The organism is Megasphaera sp. An286, assembly GCF_002163455.1.
GTDB lineage: Bacteria > Bacillota > Negativicutes > Veillonellales > Megasphaeraceae > Megasphaera > Megasphaera stantonii.
Genome location: NZ_NFIY01000004.1, coordinates 131221 through 148768, shown reverse-complemented (window position 1 = coordinate 148768; position 17548 = coordinate 131221). Strand labels below are relative to the sequence as shown.

Annotated in this window: 16 protein-coding genes and 1 riboswitch; of the genes, 15 read left to right on the top strand and 1 reads right to left on the bottom strand. The window is 53.3% G+C overall.

The window, feature by feature from the left end; all coding sequences use genetic code 11:
• The coding region (locus tag B5F80_RS03570) for a UPF0236 family protein (RefSeq protein ID WP_204246334.1) at positions 1-709 on the top strand (709 nt) is incomplete at its 5' end.
• Positions 710-838: 129 nt separating this feature from the next.
• Positions 839-946, top strand: a riboswitch (TPP riboswitch).
• A 92-nt stretch (positions 947-1038) separates the two neighbouring features.
• Positions 1039-2340: a phosphomethylpyrimidine synthase ThiC gene (thiC, locus tag B5F80_RS03565; RefSeq protein WP_087477442.1), complete on the top strand. Its 1302-nt coding sequence runs from the start codon at positions 1039-1041 to the stop codon at positions 2338-2340.
• A gap of 98 nt (positions 2341-2438) precedes the next feature.
• Here thiC and B5F80_RS03560 read toward each other — a convergent pair whose 3' ends face one another.
• A complete protein-coding gene (locus B5F80_RS03560) occupies positions 2439-3971 on the bottom strand; it encodes a Ppx/GppA phosphatase family protein (protein ID WP_087477441.1) in 1533 nt (510 codons plus the stop codon).
• Positions 3972-4272: 301 nt separating this feature from the next.
• On the opposite strand from B5F80_RS03560, the gene B5F80_RS03555 reads away from it, so the two are divergent.
• The 13 genes from B5F80_RS03555 to ispG all read left to right on the top strand — a co-directional run bounded on the left by B5F80_RS03555 (position 4273) and on the right by ispG (position 17548).
• Positions 4273-5817, top strand: coding sequence for a hypothetical protein (locus tag B5F80_RS03555; protein WP_087477440.1), 1545 nt, complete (start codon positions 4273-4275; stop codon positions 5815-5817).
• 6 nt (positions 5818-5823) lie between these two features.
• Entirely contained in the window at positions 5824-7923 is a 2100-nt protein-coding gene (gene ppk1 / locus B5F80_RS03550; RefSeq protein ID WP_087477452.1) for a polyphosphate kinase 1, read from the top strand.
• 372 nt (positions 7924-8295) lie between these two features.
• Positions 8296-9273 (top strand): 3D domain-containing protein, encoded by a 978-nt coding sequence (locus B5F80_RS03545; RefSeq protein ID WP_087477439.1) that lies wholly within the window; start codon positions 8296-8298, stop codon positions 9271-9273.
• Between the two features lie 204 nt (positions 9274-9477).
• Complete coding sequence (gene rpsB, locus B5F80_RS03540; protein ID WP_087477438.1) at positions 9478-10227, top strand: 30S ribosomal protein S2; 750 nt, start codon at positions 9478-9480, stop codon at positions 10225-10227.
• A 106-nt stretch (positions 10228-10333) separates the two neighbouring features.
• Complete coding sequence (gene tsf, locus B5F80_RS03535; protein ID WP_087477437.1) at positions 10334-10981, top strand: translation elongation factor Ts; 648 nt, start codon at positions 10334-10336, stop codon at positions 10979-10981.
• 92 nt (positions 10982-11073) lie between these two features.
• A complete protein-coding gene (gene pyrH, locus B5F80_RS03530; protein WP_087477436.1) occupies positions 11074-11799 on the top strand; it encodes a UMP kinase in 726 nt (241 codons plus the stop codon).
• A gap of 52 nt (positions 11800-11851) precedes the next feature.
• On the top strand, positions 11852-12412 hold the full coding sequence (gene frr, locus B5F80_RS03525; protein ID WP_087477435.1) for a ribosome recycling factor: 561 nt from the start codon (positions 11852-11854) through the stop codon (positions 12410-12412).
• 65 nt (positions 12413-12477) lie between these two features.
• The gene (locus B5F80_RS03520) at positions 12478-12657 is read left to right on the top strand and encodes a hypothetical protein (RefSeq protein ID WP_239386296.1); all 180 of its coding nucleotides are present in this window, start codon (positions 12478-12480) and stop codon (positions 12655-12657) included.
• On the top strand, positions 12654-13421 hold the full coding sequence (locus B5F80_RS03515) for an isoprenyl transferase (protein ID WP_087477433.1): 768 nt from the start codon (positions 12654-12656) through the stop codon (positions 13419-13421). Before B5F80_RS03520 ends, B5F80_RS03515 begins: the two co-directional genes overlap by 4 nt.
• Positions 13422-13439: 18 nt before the next feature.
• The gene (locus B5F80_RS03510) at positions 13440-14267 is read left to right on the top strand and encodes a phosphatidate cytidylyltransferase (RefSeq protein WP_087477432.1); all 828 of its coding nucleotides are present in this window, start codon (positions 13440-13442) and stop codon (positions 14265-14267) included.
• Between the two features lie 14 nt (positions 14268-14281).
• Positions 14282-15427, top strand: coding sequence for a 1-deoxy-D-xylulose-5-phosphate reductoisomerase (locus B5F80_RS03505; RefSeq protein WP_087477431.1), 1146 nt, complete (start codon positions 14282-14284; stop codon positions 15425-15427).
• Positions 15428-15442: 15 nt separating this feature from the next.
• The gene (gene rseP, locus B5F80_RS03500) at positions 15443-16465 is read left to right on the top strand and encodes an RIP metalloprotease RseP (RefSeq protein WP_087477430.1); all 1023 of its coding nucleotides are present in this window, start codon (positions 15443-15445) and stop codon (positions 16463-16465) included.
• A 15-nt stretch (positions 16466-16480) separates the two neighbouring features.
• Positions 16481-17548: a flavodoxin-dependent (E)-4-hydroxy-3-methylbut-2-enyl-diphosphate synthase gene (ispG, locus tag B5F80_RS03495; RefSeq protein ID WP_087477429.1), complete on the top strand. Its 1068-nt coding sequence runs from the start codon at positions 16481-16483 to the stop codon at positions 17546-17548.

Genomic DNA, 17548 nt, shown 5'->3' with positions numbered 1-17548 from the left:
GGGATATGGGATGCCTTGGAAGGAAATCAAGGAATATATCCAAACCGTATACGACAGTCCAGAGATTACGATTCTGGGAGACGGGGCGGCGTGGATACAGAGCGCGACGGCGTACTTGGAAAAGAGCCGCTGCGTCACGGACGGATTTCATGTTGTCAAATACTTGCGGCAGATAGCGGGGACGGAAACGATCCAACCTCTGTATGACGCCTTGCTGGCCAATGACCGGGAGCAATTCTGCTGGGAAGCTGAACAGAAGATACGGCACCGTCCGTATCGGAGAAAGGCGATTCGAAGAGGTCAGCAATATATCCTGAACCATTGGGAAGGGATTCGGGACTGGCTGCAGAACCGGGAGACATTCGCCAGCAGTACGGAAGGGCATGTCAGCCATATCCTGTCGGCCCGGCTGAGCTCACGTGGAATGGGCTGGAGCAAAGACGGGGCGGAACGGATTGCCCGATTGCGGACGCTGGCAGAAAACGGTGGCGACGTGTGGCGCTATGCCTTAGATTGCCTGACGAAGAAACACTCCGATACAGTACTAGACCTGAATGAACAGGAATTGACGAGGCAATGCCGACGCCGGCGGCTGCCGTACTGCGTGTATGATGCAGAGCACAGCTGCCGTATGCCGGGGAGCGAAGGCGCATTACACGGAAGATGGATGAAAGATATCCAAAACAGTGGATATCACCATATACATTAGATACTAAAAGGCCGGATTTACATGCCAAGATGTTTCTGTCAAATATATACCCACAACAACTTGACACTGTCGTATGGCAATTTATATTTGCATTCCCTGCGCAAGTATATTATAATAAGACAAGATAACTAAAAAAGCTAGGGGCGCCGCAAGGCTGAGAAAGCGTTTGGATTCGCGCTTGTCCCTCATGTACCTGATTCGGATAATGCCGACGTAGGGAAGCTTTACGGGATTATAAAGCTCACCTGCGGAGGTGAGCTTTTTTATTTACCTGTTTCTATCATTTCTTTCTATATTTAGGTTAAACTCATTAGCAGGAGGTACGTTTTATGACTTACACAACTCAGATGGACGCAGCCCGCAAAGGCATCGTTACGCCGCAGATGAAAATCGTTGCGGAAAAAGAAAAAATGCCGATGGAAAAGCTCATGAAGCTCGTAGCTGAAGGCAAGGTCGCTATCCCGGCCAATAAGCTTCACACCAGCCTTTCGCCGGAAGCCGTCGGCCAGGACTGCCGCACGAAAATCAACGTCAACCTCGGCGTATCGCCGGAACATAACGACCATGAATTGGAACTGCAGAAGGTGCAGAACGCCATCAACATGAAGGCTGAAGCCATCATGGACTTGAGCAACTTCGGCAAGACCCGCGAATTCCGCCGCAAGCTCGTCGATATGTCTACGGCTATGATCGGTACCGTTCCCATGTATGACGCCGTCGGCATGCTGGAAAAAGACTTGAAGGATATTACTGTAGATGAATTCTTCTCCGTCGTCGAACAGCACGCAGAAGACGGCGTAGACTTCATGACCATCCACTGCGGCATGAACCGCAAGACGGCTGAACGTATCAAGAAGAACCCCCGCCTGACCAATATCGTATCCCGCGGCGGCTCGCTGCTGTTTGCCTGGATGGAAATGAACAATCAGGAAAATCCCTTCTATGAATATTATGATCGCCTCCTCGACATCTGCGAAAAATACGACGTTACCCTGAGCTTGGGCGACGCCTGCCGTCCCGGCTGCACCCACGACGCGACGGACGCAGCCCAGATCGAAGAACTCATTACCCTCGGCGAATTGACGAAACGGGCTTGGGAACACAACGTCCAGGTCATGATCGAAGGCCCGGGCCACATGGTCCTGACGGAAATCGCCGCCAACATGAAGATTGAAAAACGCCTGTGCCACGGCGCGCCCTTCTACGTATTGGGCCCCATCGTCACGGATATCGCTCCGGGCTACGACCACATTACAAGCGCTATCGGCGGGGCCATTGCCGGCGCATCCGGAGCCGACTTCCTGTGCTATGTTACGCCGGCCGAACACCTTCGCCTGCCCGACGTAAACGACGTTAAGGAAGGCATCATCGCCGCCCGCATCGCTGCGCACGCCGCCGACCTGGCCAAGGGCATCCCCGGCGCGCAGGAATGGGACGACGCTATGAGCAAGGCCCGCGTGGAAGTAGATTTTGAAACGATGATTTCCTTGTCCATCGACCCGGAAAAGGCTCGCCGCTACTATGAATCGAGCAAGCCCGAATGCGAAGGCACCTGCACGATGTGCGGCAAAATGTGCCCGGCCCGGACGATGAAGAAAATCCTCGCCGGAGAAGACGTATCGATCCGCTAACCTGAAACTATCTGATATACAGACATAAAAAAAGACACTTTCTGACATGTCGTTGGAAAGTGTCTTTCTTTATACTATTACATGGCCTCCTTACAGGCTCACTTCCAGACGAGGAGCAGGGAGATGCCGAATTCCTTTTTGAATTGCTTGGTCAGCTGGTTCATTTCGTAGTCCGCCGCGTTGTAGGCTACGCCGGGAGCCGTCGTAATGACGGCGACGGCGACGTTTTCCGCAGTGGTGACGTGAATATCCTGGACGACTTGCTCGTACGTAATGTCCGATGCTTCGGCCAAGGCCAGGAAGGTGGAGAGCTTGCGGACCATCGCCCAGTCTTCTGCCGTGACCATGTTGGCGTAGCGGTAGGCCCGCAGGGTCTTGCGGCTGATGCCGTGGTGGAAGCCGGCGATGAAGCTGACGATGAGCTGCTCGCGCTGCGTCAGGCCGTACAGGGGCGCGTGGCCGATCATGAAGGCCGAATGGCGGGCGTGATCGTAGAAATTGATGATTTTGCCTACGTCGTGAAGCTGGGCCGCCGTCGTGAGGTACAGCCGTTCCCGCTCGCCGTAGCCGTGCAGGTCTTTCAGCTGGTCGAAGAGAAGGCCTGCCGTATGGGTGACCTGCTGGCAGTGGGATTCGTTGACGATGCCGCCTAGGGTGCCGACGAAGTTGCGGATGCTGAATTTCAGGATATCGTCGAAGCGAGGCGCAGGCAGGTGGAAGTAAGAGGTATAGTATTCAAAGAACAGCCCTTCACGCAGGCCGCAGCCACTGACGACCAGTTCCGGGCTGCCTGCCGTATCGAACAGGGTCTTAATGACGGCGGCGCCGGCGACGATGAGGTCGGCCCGTTCGCTCGACAGGCCGGGGATCTTCTTGCGGTTGGCGCTGGTCCGCGTCGTAATTTCCGTATACAGGGCGTCGAAGTGGTCTGCCGGTAAGATATAATTATGCACCTTCGTCAGCTCGTAATTTGTTGTCCGCTGATCCATCTTGGCAAAAGTACGGGCCGTGCCGCCGATGCCGACGAGGGGGAGACGCAGATTTTTAATCCAGTCGGCAGCGAGGAGCTTTTTCCGTACGAATTTCAGGCAGTCCTGCAGGGCGATTGCATCTACGTTGCCCTGGAGATTGAATTTTTCCGTAACCGTTACGGCGCCGATGGGGATGGAAACGGAATGAACTGGTTCGCCTTCTTGTACCAGAGTCAGCTCGACGCTGGCGCCGCCCAGGTCGAACAGGAGAAAGTCCTTCATGGCGATGGTGTTGATGACGCCCAAATAGCCGAGATAGGCTTCCCGTTCACCTGTAATGACGGTCATGGCTACGCCCGTTTCCGCGTAAATCCGCTTCAGAAACTCGTCGCCGTTCGAGGCGTTGCGCACGGCGGCGGTGGCGACGGCGATGCAGTTTTGGATTTCCATAACCTCCATAATGTGCTTATATACCTTTAAGCATTTCATGGCCCGTTCCATGCCGGCGTCGCTCAGTTCGCCCGTCTGGGTAAGGCCTTGCCCGAGGCGTATGGATTCTTTTTCCTGATACAGGAAGGAATACGATTTGTTGTCGTTTATCTGGAGGACGACAAACCGGATGGAGTTGGAGCCCATGTCGATGATGGCTAATTTTTCCATTGTATACCTCTTTTCTTTGTAATCCATAATCTTCTGTTATTATACTACATCTTGCCGAGACGATGAAACGATTTTGCAAAATTTGCCGTTAAAACGAAATGGAAATAATTCGTATGACTAAAGAAAATGGGGAGGATTCTTCCGTATTTTTTGCAGAGCCGCCTATTATACAAGCTTTTTTCATTTTTTACACAAATTATACAAAAAGATCGCCACCATCGCCGGTATTTCATGTATAATATATGAAGAGACGGCGGGGAGAGAGTCTTCGCGTCATCAGCAAGGAAGGCGAGGAACTACTATGGAATATCAGGCCAAGCGGCAATTTGGCATCATACATATCGGCACGGTCAATATGACCTTGAAAATCATCGCGTATTCGTCCCTGGACGATATGGAGGTCATTGAAAATGTATCGCGGGAAGTCCAGTACGGCGGGGAAGTCTTTACGCGCCATCACGTCAGCTTCCAGTCTCTCAACGAAATCTGCACGATTTTAAATAAATTCAAGCAGCTCCTGCGGGACTACGACGTCACAGACGTGCGCGTCTTATCGACGACAGCTATCCGCGAAGCCGACAACCTGCTCAACGTCATCGATCAAATCTATTTCCGCACGGGCTTCCGCGTCACTGTCGTGCGCATGGCCAAGGAAATTTACTATAAATTCTTCGGCTTGTATTATCACGTGCTGAAGGGGAAATTCAACTTTGCCGACAAGGCCGTCCTCCTGCTGGATATTACGTCCGGCGGCGTAGGGCTGACCTGCTGGAAATCGGACGAGCTCCTGTTTCAGCAAAACGTCCACATCGGCTCGCTGCGCATTTTGGAAAACTTCACGCCTAAGCAGCGGGAAGAGCTGACCTTTCCGACGGCAGCCCGCGAATACATCTACGGCGCCTTGTCCCCCCTGTGGGCCAGCGTGCGCCATCACGATATTAAATACATCGTCCTGTCGGGCCGGGCGGCAACGCTCATCGGCAAGCTCATGCATAAGGAAGAAACGAACGGCGTCCGCCTCATCAAGGCCGACGAGCTGCGCCAGTTCGTCAATTCCTTCCACGGCATTACGCCCTTTAAGCTCATGCAGCGCTGCAAGCTTTCGGAAAATCTGGCCAACGTCATCATGCCGACGCTGCTCCTGTATTACGAGCTCCTGCGCATCATCGACGTCGACCTGCTGGTCATGATGAGCACGACCTTTACGGAGGGCTATTCCATGCATTACGTAGCCGAGCAGACCGATAATTCCTACGTAGCCCATCAGCGGGGGCTGCTGCTCAACTTGACGCGCCGCATTGCCGGCAAGTATTGGTACGCGCCGGAACATGCCGCCTGCGTAGGCGAGTTCTGCGGTATTTTGTTCAACGCCGTGTATAAGGAAATCGGCTTGAAATTCTCGTGCGGCTACTTGCTACAGCTGGCGTCGATCCTTCATGAAACGGGCAAATACGTCAATATCCGCAAGCACAATCTCTGCACGTATCACCTTATTATGGAAACGGACTTATTCGGCATTACAGACGAAGAAAAGGAAGTGCTGGCCAACATTGCCTATTACGCCGACGGCGGCGTGATACAGGATTCGTCGGACATGTACGACGTCCTGTCGCCGGAGCAGAAGATTACGGCGGCCAAGCTCGCGGCGATTTTCAGCCTGGCCGACTCCCTCGACAAGAGCCATTTAGGAAAGATAAAGCGCATACAGGCCGAATTGGTCGGCAACGAACTCATCGTCCGCTACCATTCCGATTTGGATATTTCCCTGGAACGGTGGACGTTCATGAAGACGGCCGTCAATTTCGCCGAAGTCTTCGGCATTTCGCCTAAATTACTGAAAGGATAAGTGACTATTTTGAAGTATACAGAACCAGAAAATTATTTAAACCGGGAATGTACGTGGATCAAGTTTAACGAACGGGTTCTGCGGGAAGCCATCGTGCCGTCCAATCCCTTGCTGGAACAGCTGAATTTCGTAGCTATTGCCGCGTCAAATCTGGACGAATTCTTTATGATCCGCGTGGCCGGCGTCAAACACCTCATCGAAAGCGGCGTTAAGCATATCGACATTGCCGGCATGACGCCGCAAGAGCAGTTTGAAGCCATCCAGTCTATGGTACACACGCTGGTGGACCAGCAGTACGAATATTATTCGGTCATTCAGGACAAGCTGCAGCAGGAAGGCCTTCATTTTGTCAGCGTCGACGAGCTGAATGAAGAGCAGCGCATCTGGCTGGACAGCTATTTCGAGCGGGAAATTTACCCCGTCGTCACGCCTATGGCCGTCGACTCGAGCCATCCCTTTCCCTTCCTCGCCAGCCTGAATCTGAATCTGGCCGTCCTGCTGCGCAAGAAACAGGGCGATACGTCGGTAAAGACGGCCATTTTGCCCGTGCCGTCGCCGATCATTCCCCGCATCATCAAGGTGCCCGTAGCTGCCGGCGACGCGAAGCAGTTCCTCTTTCTGGAGGACATCCTCGGCGCCTATGCCAACCGTTTCTTCCTGGGCTGCGATATCCTCGAAGCCGTGCCGTTCCGCATAACCCGCGACGCCGACCTAGATATTGACGACGAAGCGGAAGATTTGCTCGTAGAAGTGGAAAAATCCCTGAAAAAACGCCGCAAGGGCGCAGCCGTCCGCTTGGAACTGGCCCAGTCGGCGAGCCGTATGGTCCGGGAATTCCTGCGCGGCGAGCTGCAGCTGGAAGACAAGGACTTGTATATGATACCCGGCCCCCTGGACTGCAAGGTATTTTTCTCCTTTACGGGAATCGAGGGGTATGATCATCTCCGTTATCCTGCCGCGTCGCCTCAGCCGTCGTATGAATTGGAAGAACTTGGCGCACCTGATATGTGGACGGCCATTGCTAAGCAGGATATTATGGTACATCATCCGTACGAAACCTTTGATACTGTAGAGAACTTTATCAAATTAGCTGCTACAGACCCGGATGTGCTGGCTATCAAGCAGACCCTGTACCGCGTCAGCAGCCGCTCTCCCATCATCGCCGCATTGGCGGAAGCTGCAGAAAACGGCAAACAGGTCACGGTCCTCATGGAAGTTAAGGCCCGGTTTGACGAAGAAAACAACATCTTCATGGCCCGCAAGCTGGAAAAGGCCGGCTGCCACGTTATTTACGGCATCATGGGATTAAAGACCCATTCGAAAATCACCCTGGTAGTCCGCCGAGAAGAAGAAGGCATCCGCCGTTACGTCCATTTGGCGACGGGCAACTACAACGGCAAGACGGCCCGCATTTACACGGACGTAGGCATCCTGACGGCCAATACGCTCATCGGCGTCGACGCCTCAGCCTTTTTCAATCTCCTGTCGGGATATTCTGACCCGCCGCAGTGGAACAAGCTGGCCGTCGCGCCGCTGAATCTGCGCGAACGGATTTATGAAAAGATAGAACAGGAAACGGCCTGGGCTAAAAAGGGCAAGAAAGCCTTCATCGTCGCCAAGATGAATTCCCTCCTTGACAAGGAGGTCATCGCTAAATTGTACGAAGCGTCGGCTGCCGGCGTTAAAATCCATCTCATCGTCCGCGGGATCTGCGTCCTGCGGCCGGGACTGCCGGGAATCAGCGAAAACATCGAAGTGCACAGCGTCGTCGGCCGGTTCCTCGAACACAGCCGTTTATTCTACTTCTACAATAACGGGGAAGAAGACGTATTCATTTCGTCGGCCGACTGGATGCCCCGCAACCTGAACGAACGGGTGGAACTGATGATTCCCGTCGAATACGGTCCCCATAAGGAACGCATCAAGGGAATCCTGTCGCTGTATTTCAACGACAATGTAAAAGCCTACGCCATGAATTCCGACGGCACGTATCGCTACATTGCCGACGAACGGCCGACCGATGCAGCGCCGATTCACGCCCAGATGATGCTCCAGCATGAAGCAGAAGAAAAACACAAAAAGCATAAGAAAAGCAAGCGCCGTTAAGCGCCGTGCCTTCGACGTCCCCTCCCTGCGGAGGGGACGTTTTTTGCGCTTTCATGGAGCAGAAAACCAATATAAAAGGGACGGCATATGAGGAAAGTGGGGGACAGGATATATTTTGCAAGAAAAACAGGATTTTTTCACCACAAAAATATACTTTTTTGAAAAAATTTTACTTTAATGTGGGAAACCATGTAAAGCTCTCTCAAAATCGCCCTTATCACGCAGTATAAACAGCCTTTTCGCAGGCCCTTTAATGTTGACAATCGTGCTGAAGATATGATATTTACCTCATTTTTGCTGTTATTGTTAACTGATAAAAATTGACAGGGTAACAGGCCTTTGATAGAATGATTTCCAGTTAGGAGGGATTTGATGAACAAACGATATCAAGGGCCCATTACTCGCATGTATGCAACCTTAGTCGCTTTATTAATCATAGTTTCCTTAGCTGGATTTATTGACAAAGGAAAATCCGTCACAATCCAGACCGACGGCGCGACTCGTTCTGTCTATACGCACGCCGTCAATGCTGACGCGCTGATGCGCGAAAATAATATTGCGCTCGGGTCATATGATGAAATTGAAATGTCCACATCCGAATTATTAGAAGGAACTGCCGTTACGGTTCGCCGGGCCGTTCCCGTCATATTGGAACATAAGGGTAAACAACAAACTGTTATGTCCGCCAAAAAGACCGTACAGGAAGTAGCCGAACAATATGGATACGACGCGGAGAATTATCGTCCCTACGGCGATACGTCCGCGCCGGTCGTTCCTGATATGACGATACGCATTGGGAATATTTCCCGCAAGGCCATCACGGAAGACGAAGTCGTTCCCTTTGCCATTGAAAGCATCCCTGATGAAAATCTGAGCCAGGGTCAGGAAGAAATCGTCCAGGAAGGGATGAACGGCCGCAAGAAGGTCACCGTTCATATCATCAGCCTCGACGGCCAGGTCGTCGGGAAGGAAGTCGTCTCTACGACGCTGGTGACGGAAATGCAGCCCCTGATCCGCCGCGTAGGCACGCAGGAGACCGTAACGCTCAATACGGGCGACGTGTCCAAGTATAAGGAAGTCTTTACGATGGAAGCGACAGCGTACCTGCCGTCGGACGGCAACGGCGCGGGCATTACCAAGATGGGTACCGTCGCCCGTTACGGCGTCGTCGCCGTAGACCCCAACGTCATTCCGCTGGGAACGCGGGTGTATATCCCGGGATACGGCGTAGCCATTGCCGAAGATACGGGCGGAGATATTTTAGGAAACCGCATCGACTTGTGCATGGAAGATTACAATTCCTGCATGGTCTTCGGACGGCGCACCGTGCCGGTATATATTTTGGAATAGAGGCGGAGCCGCTCCGGGCAGTACATGCAGGAGCGGCTTTTTTTGCGTAAAAACGGCTTGTGCAGTCGAAGACAATGTGATATAATAGCAAAGGTTTAAGTACTATGCTTAAAAATACGCACGCTTGGTGAGCCTGCAGCTGTGCTGCTCGGCAGTGACGGCAGGCGATGACCGGGCGGAGGAACAACAGGAGGAGTAACAATTATGGCAGTAGTATCTATGAAACAATTATTGGAAGCAGGCGTTCACTTCGGTCACCAGACTCGCCGCTGGAACCCTAAAATGGCTCGTTTCATCTTCACGGAACGCAACGGCATCTACATCATCGACTTGCAGAAAACCGTAAAGAAAATGGACGAAGCTTACAATTTCGTACGCGACCTGGCTGCTGAAGGCGGCAAGATCCTTTTCGTCGGCACGAAAAAACAGGCTCAGGAATCCATTAAAAACGAAGCCGAACGCTGCAATCAGTTCTATGTAAACGAACGCTGGCTCGGCGGCATGCTGACCAACTTCCAGACGATTGAAAAACGCGTAAAACGCTTGAAGACGCTGGAAAAACAGGCTGAAGACGGCACGTTCGACGTATTGCCGAAGAAGGAAGTTACCATTTTGAAACACGAAATGGAAAAACTCCAGAAATACCTCGGCGGCATCAAAGACATGAAGAAACTTCCGGACGCTCTCTTCGTTATCGACCCGAAAAAAGAAGAAATCGCCGTATCGGAAGCCCGCAAATTGAACATCCCCATCATCGCTACGGTTGACACGAACTGCGATCCCGACCTCATCGACTACCCGATTCCGGCAAACGACGACGCTATCCGCGCCGTAAAACTGCTGACCGGCAAAATCGCCGACGCCGTTTTGGAAGGCAACCAGGGCGAACAGGTTGAAGAAGGCGCCGCTGAAGAAGCAGCCGTTGAAACGGAAGCTGTCGCTGAAGAAAACTAAGACATCGGCCCTTTGAGAACTACATGGCTCATTATATAAAGGTAAGGAGTGCTTCATTCCTTACCTTTATTCAAACTGTATATTATGTTTAGGAGGAATATCTAAGATGGCTATTACAGCAAGCATGGTAAAAGATTTAAGAACAAAAACTGGCGCTGGCATGATGGACTGCAAAAAAGCGCTCGCAGCTACGGATGGAGATATGGAAAAAGCAATCGACTTCCTTCGCGAAAAAGGCTTGGCAGCCGCTGCTAAAAAAGCAGACCGCATCGCAGCTGAAGGCTTGGTTTACTCCTATATCCACGGCAACGGCCGCATCGGCGTTCTCGTAGAAATCAACTGCGAAACGGACTTCGTAGCCCAGACGGACAACTTCAAAGACCTCTGCAAAGACATTGCAATGCAGATTGCCGCAGCTAACCCGGCATACCTCAAGAGAGAAGACGTTCCGGAAGACGTTCTCGAACATGAAAAAGAAGTTCTCCGCCAGCAGGCTCTGAACGAAGGCAAACCGGAAAAAATCGTCGAAAAGATGATCGTCGGCCGTATCGAAAAATTCTACAAAGAAAACTGCTTGCTCGACCAGGAATTCATCAAAGATTCCGACAAGACGATTCAGCAGGTTATTACTGAAAATATCGCTAAAATCGGTGAAAAAATCGACATCCGCCGTTACACCCGCTACGAATTGGGCGAAGGCCTCCAGAAGCGCAACGACGATTTCGTTTCCGAAGTTATGGCACAAGCTAAATAAGATTGCATATAAGAGAACACCATTTTCGTGTTCTCTTATTTTCTAATGTGACTTTATACGGCGCGGCAGCGCCGGGAGCAGGAGGCCTTGGTATGGAAACGAAAAAATATAATCGCATTGTATTGAAATTGAGCGGCGAAGCGTTGGCGGGAGCCCAGGGATACGGCATCGACCCGGAAACGGTCGAAACGATTGCCAAGCAAGTCGTAGAAGTAAATAAGCTGGGCATTCAGGTAGCTATCGTCGTAGGTGGCGGTAATATCTGGCGCGGCCTGTCGGGCAGCGCAAAAGGCATGGACCGCGTATCAGCTGACTACATGGGCATGCTGGCAACGGTCATGAACGCCCTGGCGCTGCAGGACGCTATGGAAAAGAACGGCGTTGCGACGCGCGTACAGACGGCTATCAACATGCAGCAGGTTGCAGAACCGTACATCCGCCGCCGGGCGATCCGCCACATGGAAAAGGGCCGCGTCGTCATCTTCGGCGCTGGTACGGGCAATCCCTATTTCTCTACGGATACGACGGCGGCACTGCGGGCTGCAGAAATCGAAGCCGACGCAATCCTCATGGCAAAGAACGGAGTAGACGGCGTATACGACAGCGACCCGAAGCTCAATCCCGACGCGAAGATGTTCCGCCGCTTGTCCTACATGGATGTCATCAATAAAGAGCTCAAAGTCATGGACGCGACGGCTACGACGCTGTGCATGAACAATAACATTCCCATCGTCGTATTCAACATCGACGTCGAAGGCAATATCATCGCCGCCGCCAGCGGAAAAGATTTGGGGACATTAGTCGACAAAGAAGGCTAAAAGCTGTATTATATACATATATACCATTATTACGATTAAGGAAGTGAATAGTATGGACGTAAAGACCTTATTAACGCAGAACGAAGAAAAGATGGATAAGACCATAGAAGCATTGAAGCGCGATTTGGCTTCGATTCGCACTGGCCGGGCCAGTACGACGCTCCTGGACCGTATCAGCGTTGATTACTATGGTACGCCTACGCCGGTCAAGCAGGTTGCAAACGTATCCGCCCCGGAACCGCGCCTCATTACGATTGTTCCCTGGGAACGGAAAATGCTCGGCGACATCGAACGGGCTATTTTGAAATCCGATCTGGGCTTAAACCCGAACAACGACGGCACGATGATCCGCCTGGAAATCCCCCAGCTGACGGAAGAACGCCGTAAAGAATTAAGCAAGAAGGTCAGCAAGGACGCCGAAGACTCTAAGGTCGTCATCCGCAATATCCGCCGTGACGCGAACGACGCCATCAAGAAGATGGAAAAGAAGAAGGAAATCACGGAAGACGACAGCAAGGAAGCCCAGGAAAATATCCAGAAGCTGACGGACAAGAAGATCAAGCTGATCGACGAAATCAAAGCGAAAAAAGAAAAAGAAGTCATGGAAGTATAATGGATATACGAAATTTTATTGGCATGCCGTTACGGTATGCCATATCTGTATTACAGGAAAAAAACGTGCCGTATGAAGTAGAGCGCACGACGGCGCGAAGCCGCTTTTTTCCCCGCGATGAAGAAGATCCCTACGTCGTCCGGGCCCGCGAGCGGGACAGCGTCGTATATCTTCTGGTAAACGCGAATTTGAAGAAAAGCGAAAGCGTAACTCGCATGCTGCAAGGTGGAGAAGTGCAAGAATGATTAACTTTTTAGGAAAAAAGAAGAAGGAAGAACGGCATACAGGAATAGAACTGCTCGATACGAACAACATTCCCCGCCACGTCGCCATCATCATGGACGGCAACGGCCGCTGGGCTAAACGGCGGAGCATGCCGCGCAGCTACGGCCACAGGGCCGGCGCGGACACGCTGAAGAAAATTGTCGCCGCCGCCGGGGAATTAGGAATCAAGGTGCTGACGGTATACGCCTTTTCGACGGAAAACTGGAAACGGCCTGACGAGGAAGTTTCCTATATTATGAAGCTCATGAAGGAGTACCTGAGCAAAAACCTTCTGGAACTGAACGAGCATAATGTGCGCCTGCACTTTATCGGCGATTTGAGCCGCCTTTCCCCGTCGCTCCGCCAGGCCTTTGACGAAGCGGAACGGAACATGGCCGGAAACACGGGATTGATTTTAAACGTCGCCGTCAATTACGGCGGCCGCCTGGAACTGACCCAGGCCATGCAGAAGCTGGCGTCCGACGTCAAGGCCGGCCGTCTGGAGCCGGAGGATATTACGGAAGACTCCCTGGCTTCGTATTTGTATACGGCGCCGGAAAACGACGTGGACCTGCTCATCCGGCCCGGCGCGGACAAACGGGTCAGCAATTTCCTGTTGTGGCAGATGGCTTACGCCGAATTCTGGTATACCGATTTGTGCTGGCCTGATTTTACAAAAGAGACGCTCATAGAGGCGATTCTCGCCTTTCAGGGCAGAGAACGCCGCTTTGGCGGTTTGAAATAAGGTAGGTAAACGAAACATATGTTGGCAAAACGAATTATAACCGGCGTCATAGGCGGCGCCCTGACGATAGGGATTATCTATGAAGGGGACTGGCTGTTTTTTTTCATGATAATCCTGCTGGCTATTTTGGGATGGCATGAGTATTGTAATTTAGTCCGCAAACTGGGCGCGAATCTGTCGGAACGGATGGGAGCGGGATGGATCGTCTGCTTTTTTGCCGCCTATTGGTTCGGCAGCGTAAAGGTGATGATGCTGCTGGCCGTAGCCGCCATGCTGTGGCTGCTGCTGCAGACCGTCCTGTTTCATGGGAAGATAAAGCCTGTAGACAGCGCCTATACGCTGTACGGCCTGCTGTACGTAAGCGGAGGCTTTTTAGCTATGCTGGCGCTGCGAAACGGGCAGATTGCATCGTATATGACCGACGCTTTTTCGTCCGTCATGCTGGAGCCGGCGCGCTTTTTCATGTTTCTCCTGATTTTTTCCACGTGGGCCAGCGATACCTTTGCCTTTGCCGTAGGAAAAGTTAAGGGGAAAAATAAATTGTGCCCGTCCATCAGCCCCGGCAAAACGCAGGAAGGGGCCTTGGGAGGCTTTATCGGCACCGTTGTCACAGCCCTCGTCTTTTCGCTTATTTTCCAGTTTTCCCTCATCCACGCCTTAGCTATCGGCATCATCGTCGCCGTGGCGGCTCCTCTCGGCGACTTGGTAGAATCGATACTGAAACGAGTCTGCCAGGTAAAGGATTCGGGGACGCTGATTCCGGGGCACGGCGGCGTGCTGGATCGCTTTGACAGCCTGCTGTTCGCCGCTCCGGCCGTATATGTATATCTCATGCTCATCGCCTGAGAGGAGGCCCTGCATTGAAGAAAATTATCATCCTCGGCAGTACGGGGTCGATCGGCACCCAGGCCGTCGACGTCATTGAAGCTCATCCGCAGCTGTTTACCCTCGCCGCCGTTGCCGCTCATTCGAACTGGGAGCTGGCAGCTCGCCAGATTCAGGCCCACGGCGCAGCCTTTGCCTGCATGACCGACGAGCCGGCAGCCGAAAAGCTGCGGCAGGAAGTAGGCGAAAGGTGCACGGTTTTCTCCGGGCCTGAAGGTCTGCTCAAGCTCATTGACGAATGCGAAGCCGATATGGTGCTGACGTCCTTAGTCGGGGCTGCCGGCATTGAGCCGACGCTCCATGCCATCGAGAAGGGGCTGGATATTGCCCTGGCCAACAAGGAAACCCTCGTGGCGGCAGGCGAGCTGGTCATGGCCGAGGCTGCGCGCCGCGGCGTCCGCATCCTGCCTGTCGACAGCGAGCATGGAGCGATTTTCCAATGTCTGGAAGGACGCAGCGGCAGTGAAGTCGACAAGCTGCTGATTACGGCCTCAGGCGGCCCCCATTTTCACCGGCCATTGGAAGAATTCCCGTCCATTACGGTAGAGCAGTGCCTCAAGCATCCGACGTGGAATATGGGCGGCAAGATTACGATTGACTCGGCGACGATGTTCAATAAGGGCCTGGAAGTCATCGAAGCGCACTGGCTGTTCGATATGCCCTACGACCGCATCGAAGTCGTCGTCCAGCCCCAGAGCATCATCCACTCGATGATACAATTTACGGACGGCTCCGTCCTGGCTCAGCTGGGAATGCCCGATATGAGGCTGCCGATTCAATATGCCTTTACCTATCCGCAGCGCTATCCCGTGCGCGGAGCTAAGGCTATTGACTGGAAAACGTTGGGCAGCCTGGAATTCTTCGCGCCGGATCCTGAAAAATTTCCCTCCCTGCCCCTGGCCTATGAAGCAGGGAAGGCGGGAGGCACGATGCCCTGCGTGCTGAACGGGGCGAACGAAGTCGCCGTATACGCCTTTTTGCGGCGGGAAATTTCTTTTACACGCATATTTGACGTCGTACGCACCGTCATGGAACGCCATACGGTATGCCGCGACGTTTCCTTAGACGCGATTCGCAGCGCCGACGCCTGGGCCCGTCGCTGCGCGGCGTCTTTACTGTAGAAAGGTGTTGGGACATTGGGTATTACCATTGCAGCGACTGTATTTGTATTCAGTCTCATCGTATTTGTCCATGAATTTGGACATTTCATTACAGCAAAATTAACGGGCATGCAGGTCGACGAATTTGCCATCGGCTTTGGCCCCAAGATTTACAGCTGCACCTATGGTTCGACGCTGTATTCCCTGCGGGCCGTGCCCTTGGGCGGATTTAACCGCATCGCCGGCATGACCGAAGACGAGCCGCTGAACGAACGGTCGTTTTTGAATAAGCCCGTTCCGTCCCGGCTGCTGGTCATTGCCGCCGGCGGCATCATGAACTTTCTGCTGGCGATTCTCATCTTGTGGGGCGTTACCTTTGCCGTAGGCACGATGACCGTATCGCCTCAGGCCGTCGTCGGCTCGGTCATTGAAAACTCCGCAGCCAGCCAGGCTGACATGCAGGAGGGCGACCGCATCGTATCTATCGGCGGCACGGCTATTACGCAGTGGAGCGATATTTCTCAGGCCGTAGCCGAACACAGCCGAGCCGTCGTCACCGTCGTCGTCGAACGGGACGGCAAGGAGCTGAGCCTGGACATGATCCCTCAGGTAGACAGCCAGTCGCAGCGCGCTACCCTCGGCATCATGCCGGTCATAACGAAGCAGTCCCATGGATTTTTTGAATCGGCCGGCATGGCCGTTCAGCGGACGGGGCAGCTTTGCCAGCTCATGCTCGTCGGCATCTATGAAATGATTACCGGCGAAACGAAGGCTGACCTGGCCGGACCCATCGGCGTAGCCCAGCTGGCTGGGCAGGTAGCGTCCGTAGGCTTTGTAAACCTTCTCGTCTTTACGGCCTTCCTGAGCATCAACCTGGGCATTTTAAATCTGCTGCCCATTCCGCTGTTAGACGGCGGATATATTATCCTGCTGATTTTAGAAGGAATTTCTGGCCGGCGCATGCCTAAAAAGGCGCTGCAGTACATCCAGGCGACAGGCATGGTAATTCTGGGAGCGCTGTTCTTATTCGCCATGTTCCAGGACATCAGCCGTTTTTAGAAAGGCCGGATTACTATGAAACGAAGACATTCACTTCCCGTAACTGTCGGGAATCTTACGATAGGGGGCGAGGCTCCCATTTCGGTACAGACGATGTCGACGATTACTCCTGCCGATGAGGAGCGGGCCGTCGCCGACGTGCGCCGTCTGGCCTCTTACGGCGCGGAAATCGTGCGGTTTGCCGTTCCCGATATGGCTGCCGCTAAGGGCTTGAAGGCCGTAACCGCCGCGTCTCCCGTGCCGATCGTCGCCGATATCCACTTTGACTATCGGCTGGCTTTGGAGGCCGTAGACAGCGGCGTCCATGCCCTGCGCATCAATCCCGGCAATATCGGCGCCGATGAAAACGTCGTAAAGGTGGTGGAAAAGGTGCGTTCGCGCCAGATTCCCATCCGTATCGGCATCAACGCCGGCTCGCTGCCGGAAGACCTGCTGGAAGCGAACGGCGGCCATCCTACGGCCGAAGCCATGGTGGAAGGGGCCTTGCGCCATATCCGTATCCTGGAACGGCTGGATTACCGCAATATGGTCATTTCCCTGAAGGCGTCCGACGTACCGCTGATGATCGAAGCCTACACGGCCTTGGCCGAAAAGGTTCCTTACGCCCTGCATTTAGGCGTGACGGAAGCCGGCCTGGTCCGTGAGGGCAGCATTAAGTCGGCCATCGGCATCGGCCATCTCTTGTACAACGGCATCGGCGATACGATCCGCGTGTCACTGACGGGCGATCCGGCGGAAGAAATCGCGGCCGGGCAGACGATTCTCACAGCCCTGGGCCTCAGGACCTTCGGACCGACGCTGATTTCTTGCCCGACCTGCGGCCGTACGCAAGTCGATTTAATCGGCCTGGCTCAGGAAGTACAGGAAGCCTTATCCGGTATCACAGCGCCGATTAAGGTCGCCGTCATGGGCTGCGTCGTCAACGGTCCCGGCGAAGCGCGGGAAGCCGATTTCGGCATCGCCGGCGGCAAGGGAATGGGCATCGTCTTTTCCCACGGCAAGGTGTTGAAGAGCGTGCCTGAAAATCAGCTCGTACCGGCTTTGCTGGAAGAAATACATAAATCTATTACAAAGGAGTCTTAA

Coding starts and splice junctions, on each gene's coding strand:
- B5F80_RS03555 (WP_087477440.1), top strand. CDS start 4,273: ATGGAATATCAGGCCAAGCGGCAATTTGGCATCATACATATCGGCACG.
- tsf (WP_087477437.1), top strand. CDS start 10,334: ATGGCTATTACAGCAAGCATGGTAAAAGATTTAAGAACAAAAACTGGC.
- thiC (WP_087477442.1), top strand. CDS start 1,039: ATGACTTACACAACTCAGATGGACGCAGCCCGCAAAGGCATCGTTACG.
- rpsB (WP_087477438.1), top strand. CDS start 9,478: ATGGCAGTAGTATCTATGAAACAATTATTGGAAGCAGGCGTTCACTTC.
- B5F80_RS03545 (WP_087477439.1), top strand. CDS start 8,296: ATGAACAAACGATATCAAGGGCCCATTACTCGCATGTATGCAACCTTA.
- B5F80_RS03510 (WP_087477432.1), top strand. CDS start 13,440: ATGTTGGCAAAACGAATTATAACCGGCGTCATAGGCGGCGCCCTGACG.
- B5F80_RS03515 (WP_087477433.1), top strand. CDS start 12,654: ATGATTAACTTTTTAGGAAAAAAGAAGAAGGAAGAACGGCATACAGGA.
- ispG (WP_087477429.1), top strand. CDS start 16,481: ATGAAACGAAGACATTCACTTCCCGTAACTGTCGGGAATCTTACGATA.
- pyrH (WP_087477436.1), top strand. CDS start 11,074: ATGGAAACGAAAAAATATAATCGCATTGTATTGAAATTGAGCGGCGAA.
- frr (WP_087477435.1), top strand. CDS start 11,852: ATGGACGTAAAGACCTTATTAACGCAGAACGAAGAAAAGATGGATAAG.
- B5F80_RS03560 (WP_087477441.1), bottom strand. CDS start 3,971: ATGGAAAAATTAGCCATCATCGACATGGGCTCCAACTCCATCCGGTTT.